This is a genomic window from Cellulomonas phragmiteti (assembly GCF_016862775.1).
In the GTDB taxonomy this organism is placed as follows: domain Bacteria; phylum Actinomycetota; class Actinomycetes; order Actinomycetales; family Cellulomonadaceae; genus Cellulomonas; species Cellulomonas phragmiteti.
This window is the reverse complement of record NZ_BONP01000001.1, coordinates 212,035-225,452: the sequence shown is the minus strand read 5'-3', so window position 1 is coordinate 225,452 and position 13,418 is coordinate 212,035. Positions and strand designations below refer to the sequence as shown.

Genomic DNA, 13,418 nt, shown 5'->3' with positions numbered 1-13,418 from the left:
TGGGAGCGGTCAGCCGGCGGCGGGCTGGAGGACGGTGAGCAGGACCCACACCACCGGGGCGGTGAGCAGGAGGGAGTCGAGCCGGTCGAGCACGCCGCCGTGGCCGGGCAGCAGCCGCCCCATGTCCTTGAGCTCGAGGTCACGCTTGAGCATCGACTCCGCGAGGTCGCCGAGCGTCGCGCTGACGACGACACCGACGCCCAGCAGCGCTCCCACCAGCGGCTCGCCCTGGAAGACGGTCTGCACGCCGATCACGCCCACCACGCTCGTGAGCACGAGGGACCCGAACAGGCCCTCCCACGTCTTCTTGGGGCTGACCGACGGAGCCAAGGGGTGCCGTCCCAGCAGCGAGCCGACCACGAACCCGCCGGTGTCGCACGCGACGGCCAGCAGGATGAACAGCGCGACCCTGGCCGGCCCGTCGGGCTCGGCGAGCATGAGCATGACGAACCCGCCGAGGAACGGCAGGTACGCCGCCGCGAACGTCGCCGCGGACGCGTCCCGCAGGGCAGCCTCGCCACTGCCGTCGAGCACGCGCCACACGACGGCCCCGCCGACGGTCAGCAGGAAGGCGACGAAGAGCGCCTCCGTGCCGGCGACGTACGCCGACACGAGGATCCCCGCCGACCCGACGATCAGCGGCACCAGCGGCAGGTGGATCGACCGCCGGGTGAAGGCCTGCGCGAGCTCCCACATCGCCGCGCTCACCGCGATCACGGCGAACGCGGCGAACGCCTCCTTGCGGACGAACAGCGACGCCCCGACGACGCCGAGCAGGACGACGCCGACCGTCACGGCGGCCGGGAGGTCCCGGCCCGCTCCGGTCTTGCGAGGGGCGGCAAGCTGCGTCATCAGACCTCGAGCAGCTCGCTCTCCTTGGAGGCGAGCAGCTGGTCGACGATCTCGACGTGCTTCTTCGTCAGCGACTCGAGCTCCTTCTCGGCGCGTCCGACCTCGTCCTCGCCCGCCTCGCCGTCCTTCGCGATGCGGTCGAGCTCCTCCTTGGCGCGCCGACGCACGGAGCGCACCGAGATGCGGGCGTCCTCCGCCTTCGACTTGGCGAGCTTGACGAAGTCCTTGCGACGCTCGGCCGTCAGGGCGGGGAGCACGACGCGGACGACGTTGCCGTCGTTGGTCGGGTTCACGCCGAGGTCGGAGTCGCGCAGGGCCTTCTCGATCGCGGTCGTCGACGACTTGTCGAACGGCGACACGAGGATCGTGCGGGCCTCGACGACGTTGAAGGACGCCAGCTGCTGCAGCGGGGTCGGCGAGCCGTAGTAGTCGACGAACACCTTCGCGAACATCGCGGCGTTCGCCCGGCCGGTCCGGATCGCCGCGAAGTCCTCCTTCGCGACCTCCACGGCCTTGTCCATCTTCTCCTCGGCCTCGAGGAGTGTGTCGTCGATCACCGGTGCTCCTTCGTCTGTGTCGTGCGGACCTGCGCTCCCGGGCGGCAGGACCACCCGGCGCGGTGCTCAGCTCGCGGTGACGAGCGTCCCGATCTTCTCACCCTCGAGGGCACGCGTGACGTTGCCGGTGGCCTCGAGGCCGAAGACGCGCATCGGCACGTCGTTGTCCCGGCACAGGCTCAGCGCCGACGTGTCCATCACGCCGAGCTCGCCGACGATCGCCTCGGTGTACGTCAGGTGGTCGAGCTTGCGGGCGTCGGGGTCGAGGCGCGGGTCGGCGGTGTAGACGCCGTCGACACCGTTCTTGCCCATGAGCACCTCCTGGCAGTGCGTCTCCAGGGCGCGCTGCACGGCGACCGTGTCGGTCGAGAAGTACGGCATGCCGGCGCCCGCGCCGAAGATCACGACGCGACCCTTCTCGAGGTGCCGGATGGCCCGCAGCGGGATGTACGGCTCGGCGACCTGCCCCATCGCGATCGCCGTCTGCACGCGCGTGCTGACGCCCGCCTGCTCGAGGAAGTCCTGCAGCGCGAGGCAGTTCATCACCGTGCCGAGCATGCCCATGTAGTCGGCACGCGCGCGGTCCATGCCGCTGACCTGCAGCTCGACGCCGCGGAAGAAGTTGCCGCCCCCCACCACGATCGCGACCTGCACGCCGCCGGCGACGGCGGCGGCGATCTCCTCGGCGATCCGACGGACCACGGGGACGGCCAGGCCGACGGCCCCGCCGCCGAAGCTCTCGCCGGAGAGCTTGAGCAGGACGCGGCGCGCCCCTCCCGGACCTTCGCGGTGCCCCTGCGACGACGGCTGCTGGCTCACGTGTTCTCCACCTCGCTCGTGCGCCGCGTGGCGCCTGGCCGCTGGGTCGGCGCGGATCGTCCGGCGGACCGCGGACGCCCGGTGCGGCGGCGGCCCCGACCCTCGCGGGCCGGGGCCACCGTCGTCGTCACGCGCTCAGGCTCCCACGCGGTAGCGCACGAACCCGGTCACCGTGCCACCGGCCTCGGTGAGCACCTGGGCGACCGACTTCTTGTTGTCCTTGGCGAACGCCTGGTCCAGCAGGACCGACTCCTTGAAGAAGCCGTTGACGCGACCCTCGACGATCTTCGGGAGCGCGCCCTCGGGCTTGCCCTCGTTGCGGGCGGTCTCCTCGGCGATGCGGCGCTCGTTCTCGACGACGTCGGCGGGCACCTCGTCACGCGTGAGGTACGACGGCGAGAAGGCGGCGATGTGGGTCGCGATGTCGCGGGCCACGCCGGCACCGGCCGCGTCGGTCGCCACGAGGACGCCGACCTGCGGGGGCAGGTCCTTGTTGACCTTGTGCAGGTAGACCTCGACGTGCTCGCCGGCGAGCCGGGCGACACGCCGCACGACGACCTTCTCGCCCAGGGTCGCAGCCGTCTCGTCGACGACCGTCTGCACGGTCACGCCGTCCGTCTCGGCAGCCAGCAGCGCGTCCGCGTCCGCCGCACCGGTCGCGACGGCCGTGGCCAGGACGCGGTCGGCGAGCGAGATGAAGGTCTGGTTCTTCGCGACGAAGTCCGTCTCGGAGTTCACCTCGACGAGCACACCGGTCTGCCCCTCGCCGTCGGCCGTCGGGCCGACGTGCGCGGCGACCAGGCCGTCGGAGGCGGAGCGGCCCTCGCGCTTGCCGACGCCCTTGAGGCCCTTGACGCGGATGATCTCGAGCGCCTTGTCGGCGTCGCCCTCCGCCTCCTCCAGCGCCTTCTTCACGTCGAGCATGCCCGCGCCGGTCCGCTCGCGCAGGGCCTTGATGTCTGCCAGCGAGTAGTTCGCCATCAGTTCCGTCCGTCCTGGAGTTTCTCGTCATGCCGAGGTCCTCGGCATGCCGGGTGCGGCGCGGTCCTCCGCGCCGCACCCGTCGGGTCGTGCCGGGCGCCCGTGGGCGCCGGCGTCAGGCCTGCTCGGTGCCCGCGGCCTCGGTCGGCTCGGCAGCGGCCTCGGCGGCCGGGGCCTCCTCGGCCGTCGTGGCCGCGGTCTCCTCGCGCGCCTCGGCCGCGGCGGCGGCCTCGACGGCGGGAGCGGCGTCCTGGCCGGGCGCGGCGGCCGACTCCTCGGGGCTCGCGGTGCCCGGAGCCGCCTCGACGTCACCCACGGCCTGCGCGGCAGCCTCGACGGCCGCCGGGTCCTGCAGGCCGGCCTCGGCACCGGCGAGGAGCTCACGCTCCCACTCGGCGAGCGGCTCCGCGCCCGCGTCGCCACCCTGCGCGGCGGACGAACCGCCGGAGTGGCGCTTGAGCGTGCCGTCGGCGACCGCGTCCGCGATCACGCGGGTGAGCAGCTGGACGGCGCGGATCGCGTCGTCGTTGCCCGGGATCGGGTAGTCCACGACGTCGGGGTCGCAGTTGGTGTCGAGGATCGCGACGACCGGGATGCCGAGCTTGCGCGCCTCGTCGACGGCGAGGTGCTCCTTGTTGGTGTCGACGATCCACACGGCCGAGGGGACCTTGGCCATGTCGCGGATGCCACCGAGGGTCTTGGTGAGCTTGTCCTTCTCGCGACGCAGGACGAGCAGCTCCTTCTTCGTCAGGGACGAGCCCGCGACGTCGTCGAAGTCGATCTGCTCGAGCTCCTTGAGGCGCTGGAGGCGCTTGTGGACCGTCGTGAAGTTGGTGAGCATGCCGCCCAGCCAGCGCTGGTTCACGTAGGGCATGCCGACGCGCGCAGCCTGCTCGGCGACCGGCTCCTGCGCCTGCTTCTTCGTCCCGACGAACAGGATCGAGCCGCCGTGCGCGACCGTCTGGGAGACGAACTCGTACGCACGGTCGATGTAGGACAGCGACTGCTGCAGGTCGACGATGTAGATGCCGTTGCGCTCGGTGAAGATGAAGCGCTTCATCTTGGGGTTCCAGCGGCGGGTCTGGTGCCCGAAGTGGACACCGCTCTCGAGCAGCTGGCGCATGGTCACGACGGCCATGGCACGTCCTTCCGGCGTGCACCGCGAGGCGCACGCGCTCCTGCGGACCCCCCGGGCCCGCGATCTCGGTTGTCGGCGCGGCCGGCGGCCGTGCCCCTGGTGCCACACGGCGCCCGCGCCGGGCACGAGGCCCGGACCGTTGCGGACGACGTCCGCCGTCGACGTCGACCGCGCGTCCTGCCGGGCCGAGGCACCGACGGATGGACGACGTCGACGTGGACGACCGGGGTCGTGGCACGCGAATTCGACCGGCACACGCCGGTCGTGGGAGCAGTCTAGCCCACCACGGCAGGAGCCCGGACCGCGCCGCAGGACGAAGGGCGCCGCGCCGGCGACCCGACCCCAGGTCCCACCCGCGGGCGGCTCGTCCACGGACCCGCCACCGGGTCGGGCGCCCCGTCGGCGCCGGACGGCACGATCGACGCGTGACCGCTCCCCCGCACCCCGGCCCCGCGCCGCGTCGCGCCGCTCTGCGCGCCGCCCTCCGTGCCGCGTGCTCCGTCGCCCTGGTGCTGGGCGCGATCCTGCCCGGGTCCGGCGCCGACGGCGCACCCGCACGGCCACCCGCGCCGGCCGCGGTCGTCTACCGGGCACCTCTCGACGCGCCGGTCCGGGTGGTGCGGGCGTTCGACCCGCCCGCCCGTCCGTGGCTCGCCGGTCACCGCGGCGTGGACCTGGCGGCCGAGCCCGGCGCGGCCGTGCGGGCGCCGGCCGACGGGACCGTGACGTTTGCGGGCCGGGTCGTCGACCGCGGCGTCGTGACGGTGCTGCACGACGACGGGCGGCGCAGCAGCCTCGAGCCGGTCAGCCCGTCGGTGGCCGCCGGTGCCCACGTGCGTGCCGGCGACGTCCTCGGGACGGTCGACGGCCACGCGCACGGCGGGGCGCACGGCGGCCCTGCTCTGCACTGGGGCGTGCGGGAGGACGACCGGTACGTGAACCCGTGGGCGCTGCTGCCGGGTCGCGGCCCGGTCGTCCTCCTGCCGGTCCCGTGACCGAGGTGTCAGGCGTGCTCGGCGTCGAGCAGCCGCGTGCGCAGCCGGCCCATCGCGGCCGTGTGGATCTGCGAGATGCGCGACTCCGTGACACCGAGCACGCGCCCGATCTCCGCGAGCGTCATGCTCTCGTAGTAGTAGAGGACGACGACCAGCCGCTCACGCTCGCCGAGGCACTCGATGGCCCGGGACAGCAGGTACTTGGTCTCCTGGGCCTCGACCGAGCCGGCCGGGTCGTCGGCGCGACGGTCGCCCAGGGTGTCGGCCAACGTCGCCGCACCGGGCCGGTCGTCGCTGCCGGCGAGCAGCTCGTCGAGCGCGGCGATGTTCACCGAGGCGAGCTGGGAGTACACGGCACGCAGCTCGCCGACGGGCAGCTCGAGCCGCTGCGCGACCTCCGCCTCGGTCGGCGCGCGGTGGAGCGAGGACTCGAGCTCGCCGTAGGCACGATCGACGGCGCGCGCCTTGGTGCGCACCGAGCGCGGGACCCAGTCCATCGCCCGCAGCTCGTCGATGATCGCGCCCCGGACGCGGGACGACGCGTAGGACTCGAACTTCACGGCGCGGTCGGTGCGGTACTTCTCGATCGCGTCGATCAGTCCGAACATGCCGTAGGAGACGAGGTCCGCGTGCTCGACCGTGGACGGCAGCCGCATGCCGATGCGACCGGCGACCGCCATGACCAGCGGCACGTAGTGCAGGATCAGACGCTCGCGGGCCTGCGGGCAGCGGGACGCGGTGAACTCGGACCACGCGAGGTCGACGGGCGACTGCTCGACGACCTCCGGGGCGGGGGCCTCGGCGTGGGTCGCCGGAGCCGCGGCGGTCGCCGTCCGCTGCTGCGGGACGAGTCCGGTCGGTGCCGTCCCCGGGGTGTAGGCGCGCAGCGCGGCGGGCGCGGCGGTGCCGGCGAGGGCTTCGTGCAGTGCCGTCATCGTCGGCTCCGTCTCTGTGCAGGTGGTCAGGTGGGGGGAAGGGGCCCCGCCCGGGTGGGTGGTCATGCAGGTCAGGCCCGCGGGTGCGCGAGCTCGAAGGCCGAGCGCAGCCGCTCGGCCGAGACGTGGGTGTACCGCTGGGTCGTCGACAGGCTCGCGTGGCCGAGGATCTCCTGCACCGTGCGCAGGTCGGACCCGCCCTCGAGCAGATGCGTCGCCGCGGTGTGACGCAGCGCGTGGGGCGCGATGTCGTCGACACCCACCTGCGCCGCCAGCTCGTGGACGACGGTGCGGACCTGACGCTGGTCGATGCGTCCGCCGCGGCGCCCGAGCAGCAGGGCGCTGCCCGATCCGTCACGCGCGAGCCGAGGACGACCGGTCCGCAGCCACGCGTCGAGCGCCCGGGACGCCGGGCGACCGAAGGGCACGACGCGCTCCTTGTCGCCCTTGCCGACGACCCGCAGGGTGAGCTCCGCCAGGTCGAGGTCGTCGACGTCCGCACCGCACAGCTCGCCGACGCGCACGCCGGTGGCGTACAGCAGCTCCACGGCCGCCCAGTCGCGCACGTGGACGGGGTCGCCGTCGGCGGCACGCTCACGCGCGGCGTCGAGGAGGCGGGTGACGGGCTCGAGCGCCAGCACGGTCGGCAGGGTGCCGGCCGCACGGGCGGTGCCCAGACGCAGGGTGGGGTCCGTGGCGACACGGCTGGTGTGGGTCGCCCAGCGGAAGAACGTCCGGGCGGCGGCCGCCCGGCGCGCCAGCGTGGCACGGCTGCGGTCGGCGTTCGCCATCGCGGCCAGCCAGCCGCGGAGCACCGTGATGTCGATCTCGTCCACGCGGGTGACGCCGTGGCGCACAGCGTGGTCGAGGAGGTGGTCCACGTCGCCGAGGTACGCACGGACGGTGTGGTCCGACACCCCTCGCTGCGCCCGCAGATGGAGGGCGAAATCGCTGCACAGAAGCGCACGCGATGGTGCCCCTGTGGTGATCTCGGCCAAGTTCATGCCCCTAAGGTGACGTGCACCACGCGGTTCGACAAGGCTGGTCCTGGACGTACGCCCAAAGCGCCGCACGGATTGGCCGACAATGTCCGATCCGGTGGAGTGAATTCCCACCAACGCCGCTTTTTTTCACCCGTCCGCTACTCATGTGCGTCACCCACCACCCAACCGGAAGCAGCCCGGCGTGCGAGCCCTTCGAGCTCCAGCAGCCCGAGCATCGCACGAGCCTGGGCGAGCGTCGTCCCGGCGCGCGCGGCGACCTGCGAGGTGTCGCGCGCGGTCCGGCGCGACAACCCGTCGTGCACCGCCCGGGCCAGCGGGTCGAGGCCGTCCGTGGCGCGTGCCGCATCCCCGTCCGGCGCGGGCGCCAGATCGGGTCCCACGTGCCCGACGAGCTCGATGACCTCCGCCGCGTCCGTGACGCACACGGCGACCCCGTCGCGCAGCAGGCGGTGGCAGCCCGCCGACGCCGCCGAGGTGACGGGGCCCGGCACCGCACCCACGGGGCGCAGCAGACGTCCCGCGTGGTGGGCCGTGCTGACGGCACCCGAGCGCCATGCCGCCTCCACCACGACGGTGGCACCGGAGATCGCGGCGATGAGCCGGTTGCGCTGCAGGAACCGGCTCCGGCTCGGCGTCGCCCCCGGCGGCACCTCGCTGACGAGGCTGCCGCCGGCGCGGACGACCTCCTCCAGCAGCGGCGCGTTGCCCACCGGGTAGGCGCGGTCGACGCCCCCGGCGAGCACGACCAGGGTCCGGCCCTCGCCCATGAGCGCGCCGCGGTGCGCCGCCGCGTCGATGCCGTACGCCCCTCCGGACACCACCGCCCAGCCACGTCGCGCGAGCTCCACCGCCAGGTCGACGGTCACGCGTTCGCCGTAGGTGGTGCTGGCCCGCGCACCGACCAGCGCGACCGCCCGCGGCGCTGCCGGCGGAGCGCCGCGGACCCACAGCGCGAACGGGGCCAGCGCCCCCAGGTCGTCCAGACCGGTCGGCCACGCCGGGTCGCCGGGGATCACCAGCCGTGCCCCGCAGCGCCGCCCGGCGGCCACATCACGCTCCGCGTCGAGCGAGGGCCACCGTGCGGACCACCGGCGCACCGCGGCACCGAGGCGTCCGCGCAGGGCCCCGTCGAGCCCGCTGCCGGCTGTCTCGAGCTGCGACCAGTCGGGACGGCCCGCCTCGACGGCGCCCGCGACCCACGCCAGCGCCGGCGCGGCACCGCACGCCTGCACCAGGGCGCCGGCGACCGCGTCGCCGGGCTCCACGAGGGCGCTCCAGACCGCGCGGGCCCGTCGCTCGTCGCCGACACCGGTCCGCCCCTCGGCCGAGGTGCCCGCCGGCCCGCTCATGCGCCGTGCCCGCGCGTGCGCAGCACCAGGGCGTGGGCGACGTCCTCGCGGCGGGGGGCGGCGCGGCCGGCGAGGTCGGCGACCGTCCACGCGACCCGCAGCACACGGTCGGCCCCCCGCAGGCTCAGCGTGCCGCGGTCGACCGCCCGCTCCAGGTCGCCCACGAGCGCACGGTCCGCTCCCAGGCGTGCGTGCAGCTGCCGGCCGGGCACCTCCGCGTTGGTCCGCCAGCCGGTGGACCGCCAGCGGTCACGCTGGGCCGCCCGTGCCGCGACCACCCGGTGCGCCACCGTGGCCGTGCCCTCGCCGGCGGCGTCGGCCGCGCGGGCAGGTGGGACCTCGAGCTGGAGGTCGACACGGTCGAGCAGCGGCCCGGAGAGCTTGCCGAAGTACCGCCGCCGCTGCTCGGGTCGGCACGTGCACGCCAGGCCCTTGCCCGTCGCGTGGCCGCAGGGGCACGGGTTGGCGGCCAGCACCAGCTGGAAGCGCGCGGGGTATCGGGCCGTGCCGGCGGCCCGGTGGAGCACGAGTTCCCCGTGCTCGAGAGGCTGGCGCAGCGTCTGCAGCACGGCGGAGGTGAACTCGGGCGCCTCGTCGAGGAACAGCACGCCCCGGTGCGCGCGGGACGCCGCCCCGGGGCGGGGCAGCCCCGACCCGCCACCGACGATGCTCGCGGGCGTCGCGGTGTGGTGCGGGTCCTCGAACGGTGGCCGACGCACCAGGCCGCCACCGGGGTCGAACGTGCCCGCCACCGAGTGCACGGCGGTCACCTCGACGGCGTCGGCCTCGTCGAGGTCCGGCAGCAGACCGGGCAGACGTGCCGCGAGCATCGTCTTGCCGGCCCCCGGCGGCCCCACCATCAGCAGGTGGTGCCCACCGGCGGCCGCGACCTCCAGCCCGTACCGCGCCTCGTCCTGCCCCAGCACGTCCGCCAGGTCCGGAGCGGAGCGCACCGGGACCGCCGTGACGACGTCCCGTACGGGCTCGACGTCCGGCACCTCGACGTCGGCACCGTGATGCGCGGCGACCTCCCCGAGGCTGTCCGCGGCCAGCACGTCCGCCCCCGGGACGAGGCGTGCCTCCGCCGCGTTCCCCCGCGGGACCACGATCCGCGGATGCCCTGCGGCGACCGCGGCGGCCACCGAGGGCAGGACCCCACGGACGGGCCGCAGCCGACCGTCCAGGCCGAGCTCGCCGAGGTGGACCCAGCCGGCCACGGACGACGGCTCGGCGAGTCCCGCGCCCGCGAGGGTCGCCACGGCCACGGCCAGGTCGAACGACGAGCCCGTCTTCGGCAGCGTCGCGGGCGACAGGTTGACCGTGATCCGACGCGTGGGCCACGCGAGCCCCGACGACGTCACGGCGGCGCGCACCCGGTCCCGGGCCTCGGCCAGGGACGCGTCGGGCAGGCCCACCAGGGTGAACGCGGGAAGCGACGGCGCGAGGTGCGACTCGACGTCCACGAGGTGGCCCACGAGGCCCACGAGCGCGACGGCGCGGGTCCGCCCGAGCATCAGAGCACCCCGACGAGGTGCTCGACCTGCGCCGCGCCCTGGCGCGGGACGAGGACCGCGATGACGTCGACCCGGACGGACCGGGCGCGGACGTCGTGCTCGCTGAGCCAGCGCGCCGTCAGCCGGCGCAGCCGGGCGAGCTTGCGGTGGGTGACCGCCTCGGCAGGGTGCCCGTAGGTCGTCGACCGTCGCGTCTTGACCTCGACGGCGACGACCTCGTCCCCGTCGAGCGCGACGATGTCGAGCTCGCCCTCGGGGCACCGCCAGTTGCGGGCGAGCACCGTCCAACCCGCTCGCGCGACGAACGCCGCCGCCACGTCCTCCCCGTACCGCCCGACCGCGTCCTTCGCTCGCACGTCGACCACCTCCGGCACCGACCCTGACGGGCCGCAGCGGTGGCCGGGGCGCGTCTCGGCGGACCCGTGGACGGGCCGGTCCCGGGCGGGGGCTGTGGACGGCTGGGCGCCGGCGTGCGACCGCCGACGTGCGCACCCGTCGTCAGCGCGTGAAGCCCGGACCCGCCCCGAGGTCCAGCTCGGCCTTGGCGAGCTCCTCGACGTTGACGTCCTTGAAGGTCACCACCCGGACCGACTTCACGAAGCGCGCCGACCGGTACACGTCCCACACCCAGGCGTCGACCAGCGACAGCTCGAAGTAGACCTCACCCGCGGCGGACCGGACCTGCAGGTCCACGTGGTTGGCCAGGTAGAACCGCCGCTCGGTCTCGACGACGTACGAGAAGAGCCCGACCACGTCGCGGTACTCGCGGTAGAGCGCGAGCTCCATGTCGGTCTCGTAGTTCTCCAGGTCCTCGGCGCTCACCGGACCATCATCCCCCATCGTGCCGTCACCACCGGCCGTCCCCGGCGTCGTCCGGCAGCAGCGCGTCGGCGACCCAGCCCTGCCCGCTCGTCGCGACGGGCGGCTCCTGCACGGACGGCAGGCGCCACGACCGCCGGTGCAGCACGCTCGGCCCGTGCTCGCGCAGCGCTGCGAGGTGCTCCGGCGCGGCGTAGCCCTTGTTGTCCTCCCAGCGGTACTGGGGGTGCGCGGCCGCGTGGCGCACCATGAGGGCGTCGCGCTCGCACTTGGCCAGGACGCTCGCCGCGGCGACGCTCGCGCAGGAGCGGTCCGCCCGGACCCGCAGGTGGACCACGGGCACCGGGACGTCCGGCACGGCCTCGAACAGGTCGTCCTGCGTGCCGAGGAGGTCGGGCGCCGGGGGCGTCAGCCAGTCGTGCGACCCGTCGAGCACCACGGCGTCGACCCGGTCCACGACCTCGGTGACGGCCCGCAGCGCCCGGGTGCCGGCCAGCCGCAGGGCCGCGATGATGCCGCACGCGTCGATCTCCTCGGGCGACGCGTGCCCCACCGACCGCGCGACGCCCCAGCGCCCCAGCGCGGGCAGCAGGGCCTGGCGTGCCGCCGGGCTGAGCAGCTTGGAGTCGGCCACGCCGCGCGGGGCGGAGCGCGTCGCGAGGTCGACGACCACCACGCCCACCGACACCGGGCCCGCGAGGGCCCCGCGCCCCACCTCGTCCATCCCGGCGACGAGCCGCAGACCGCCCCGCAGCAGGGCGCGCTCGTGGCGCAGGTGCGGCGCGGGGCGCGCCGGGCGTCGCACGCCCGTGGCCGACCGCCGCGCCGAGGTGCCGGTGACCGCGGTCGTCATCCCGCGTCGGGGACGTCGGCGAACGTCGCGGACGGGTTGCGGAGCATGGTGAAGCGGTCGACGGGCCACACGGTGACGAACGCGACGCCCACGACGTTGGCCACGGGGACGGACCCGCCACCGGCCCGGCCCTGGTTGTACCGGGAGTCCGCCGAGTGCTGACGGTTGTCCCCCATCACCCACAGCGAGTTCGGGGGCACGACGACCTCGAACTCCTTCTCGCTCGGCTGGGAGCCGGGAGCCACGTAGGACTCGTCGATCGCGACGCCGTTGACGGTGACCGGCTCGCCGGGTCCGGCGCACGCCACGCGGTCGCCGGGCAGGCCGATGACGCGCTTGACCAGGTGCTCTCCGGCGTCCTGCGGGAGCAGGCCGATGAACGTCAGCCCGTCGTTGACCGCCTGGGCCACGGGCCCGCGCGGCTGCTGGATCTCGGGGGTGAGCCAGCCGCCCGGGTCCTTGAAGACCACGACGTCGCCGCGCTGCAGGTCGAACGGTCCGGGCGTGAGCTTGCTGACCAGGATCCGGTCGTTCTCGACGAGGGTCTCCCGCATCGACTGCGACGGGATGAAGAACGCCTGGACCAGGAACGTCTTGACCACCAGCGACAGGACGAGCGCGCTGACGAGGATGATCGCGGTCTCCCGGACCCAGGACCACGCCGTGCCCGACCGGCGACGGACCGCGTCGCGGTCCCGGTGCGCGGCGGCGTCACCACCGGTCTCCGCGCGCTCCTCGCGCGAGCGCGAGGCCCAGTCCTGACCGGACCCCCCACCGTGCGCGCCCGTGGGCGTCCACAACGGGCGCGCGGCGGTCGGCTGGGCGTCGGCGGGGCGGTCGGAGGACGGCATCGGCCCCGTTCCGTCGGCTCGGAACTCGGTCACCGACACACTTTGGCACGAACCCGAGGCGTTCGTGCGCGCGCGCCACCTCGCGAGACCCCCCGCGACGCCTCCCGGACGTCCGGGGACGACGACGGGCGGCCACCCGAGGGTGACCGCCCGTCGCGACGTGCCGGGAGCGTGAGGGCTCAGCGCTTCTTCGCCGGGGCGTTCTCGCGCTTCTCCTTGATCTTCGCCTTCTTGCCGCGCAGCGCGCGCAGGTAGTACAGCTTCGCGCGGCGCACGTCGCCACGGGTGACGACCTCGATCGACTCGATCGACGGCGTGTGCAGCGGGAAGGTCCGCTCGACGCCGACGGCGAAGCTGATCTTGCGGATCGTGAAGGTCTCACGGACGCCGGCGCCCTGGCGGGCGATGACGACGCCCTGGAAGGCCTGGATACGGGAGCGGTTGCCCTCGACGACCTTCACGTTGACCTTGAGGGTGTCGCCGGGACGGAAGTCCGGGTGGTCGTTCCGCAGCGATGCTGCGTCGACCGCGTCGAGCGTCTGCATGTCGTGTCGCTTCCCCGCCCTGCCGCAGGTCAGGAACGTGATCGACGGGCGCGCGCGCTGCCGGGGCAGGGCACGTGCCCGTGGGTCGGGTCTGTCGGTCCGGACCGGGGCCCCGGCCGCGAGGCCGGTCCGGTCCACGCGTCACGGGCGCTCTCCCCTGCGGCAGAGAGGCGGCGGACGCACACCGAGGAGACAGTCTGCCACAC

The 13,418-nt window shown here is 74.5% G+C and carries 15 protein-coding genes; 1 reads left to right on the top strand and 14 read right to left on the bottom strand.

The genetic code is table 11. The annotated features are described in order from the left end of the window. Positions 1-9 precede the first annotated feature (9 nt). From Cph01nite_RS01085 to rpsB, 5 genes are all read right to left on the bottom strand, one after another. Complete coding sequence (locus Cph01nite_RS01085) at positions 10-852, bottom strand: phosphatidate cytidylyltransferase (protein WP_203670497.1); 843 nt, start codon at positions 850-852, stop codon at positions 10-12. Continuing rightward, positions 852-1,409, bottom strand: a complete 558-nt coding sequence (gene frr, locus Cph01nite_RS01080) for a ribosome recycling factor (protein WP_203670496.1) — start codon at positions 1,407-1,409, stop codon at positions 852-854. The genes Cph01nite_RS01085 and frr overlap by 1 nt, the downstream gene beginning before the upstream one ends. A gap of 66 nt (positions 1,410-1,475) precedes the next feature. Then, positions 1,476-2,228 (bottom strand): UMP kinase, encoded by a 753-nt coding sequence (pyrH, locus tag Cph01nite_RS01075; protein ID WP_203670495.1) that lies wholly within the window; start codon positions 2,226-2,228, stop codon positions 1,476-1,478. A 135-nt stretch (positions 2,229-2,363) separates the two neighbouring features. Beyond that, positions 2,364-3,209, bottom strand: coding sequence for a translation elongation factor Ts (gene tsf / locus Cph01nite_RS01070; protein ID WP_203670494.1), 846 nt, complete (start codon positions 3,207-3,209; stop codon positions 2,364-2,366). A gap of 115 nt (positions 3,210-3,324) precedes the next feature. Continuing rightward, the gene (rpsB, locus tag Cph01nite_RS01065; protein WP_203670493.1) at positions 3,325-4,347 is read right to left on the bottom strand and encodes a 30S ribosomal protein S2; all 1,023 of its coding nucleotides are present in this window, start codon (positions 4,345-4,347) and stop codon (positions 3,325-3,327) included. 425 nt (positions 4,348-4,772) lie between these two features. Between rpsB and Cph01nite_RS01060 the strand changes: the two genes are divergently transcribed. After that, the gene (locus Cph01nite_RS01060) at positions 4,773-5,342 is read left to right on the top strand and encodes a murein hydrolase activator EnvC family protein (protein WP_239068948.1); all 570 of its coding nucleotides are present in this window, start codon (positions 4,773-4,775) and stop codon (positions 5,340-5,342) included. An 8-nt stretch (positions 5,343-5,350) separates the two neighbouring features. On the opposite strand, the gene Cph01nite_RS01055 is transcribed toward Cph01nite_RS01060, so the two are convergent. The 9 genes from Cph01nite_RS01055 to rplS form a co-directional block, all read right to left on the bottom strand. Further along, positions 5,351-6,277 (bottom strand): FliA/WhiG family RNA polymerase sigma factor, encoded by a 927-nt coding sequence (locus tag Cph01nite_RS01055; protein ID WP_239068947.1) that lies wholly within the window; start codon positions 6,275-6,277, stop codon positions 5,351-5,353. A gap of 71 nt (positions 6,278-6,348) precedes the next feature. Continuing rightward, a complete protein-coding gene (locus tag Cph01nite_RS01050; protein ID WP_203670490.1) occupies positions 6,349-7,281 on the bottom strand; it encodes a tyrosine recombinase XerC in 933 nt (310 codons plus the stop codon). A gap of 137 nt (positions 7,282-7,418) precedes the next feature. Continuing rightward, positions 7,419-8,630, bottom strand: coding sequence for a DNA-processing protein DprA (dprA, locus tag Cph01nite_RS01045; protein ID WP_203670489.1), 1,212 nt, complete (start codon positions 8,628-8,630; stop codon positions 7,419-7,421). Next, entirely contained in the window at positions 8,627-10,144 is a 1,518-nt protein-coding gene (locus tag Cph01nite_RS01040) for a YifB family Mg chelatase-like AAA ATPase (protein ID WP_239068946.1), read from the bottom strand. Before Cph01nite_RS01040 ends, dprA begins: the two co-directional genes overlap by 4 nt. Further along, the gene (locus Cph01nite_RS01035; protein WP_203670488.1) at positions 10,144-10,500 is read right to left on the bottom strand and encodes a YraN family protein; all 357 of its coding nucleotides are present in this window, start codon (positions 10,498-10,500) and stop codon (positions 10,144-10,146) included. The genes Cph01nite_RS01040 and Cph01nite_RS01035 overlap by 1 nt, the downstream gene beginning before the upstream one ends. Before the next feature lie 142 nt (positions 10,501-10,642). After that, on the bottom strand, positions 10,643-10,966 hold the full coding sequence (locus tag Cph01nite_RS01030; RefSeq protein ID WP_203670487.1) for a DUF2469 domain-containing protein: 324 nt from the start codon (positions 10,964-10,966) through the stop codon (positions 10,643-10,645). Between the two features lie 25 nt (positions 10,967-10,991). Then, the gene (rnhB, locus tag Cph01nite_RS01025; protein ID WP_203670486.1) at positions 10,992-11,816 is read right to left on the bottom strand and encodes a ribonuclease HII; all 825 of its coding nucleotides are present in this window, start codon (positions 11,814-11,816) and stop codon (positions 10,992-10,994) included. Next, positions 11,813-12,700 carry a signal peptidase I gene (gene lepB, locus Cph01nite_RS01020; protein ID WP_239068945.1) on the bottom strand — a complete coding sequence of 296 codons (888 nt, stop codon included), beginning with the start codon at positions 12,698-12,700 and terminating at the stop codon, positions 11,813-11,815. Before lepB ends, rnhB begins: the two co-directional genes overlap by 4 nt. A 146-nt stretch (positions 12,701-12,846) precedes the next feature. Further along, the gene (gene rplS / locus Cph01nite_RS01015; RefSeq protein WP_203670485.1) at positions 12,847-13,212 is read right to left on the bottom strand and encodes a 50S ribosomal protein L19; all 366 of its coding nucleotides are present in this window, start codon (positions 13,210-13,212) and stop codon (positions 12,847-12,849) included. Positions 13,213-13,418: the final 206 nt, after the last annotated feature.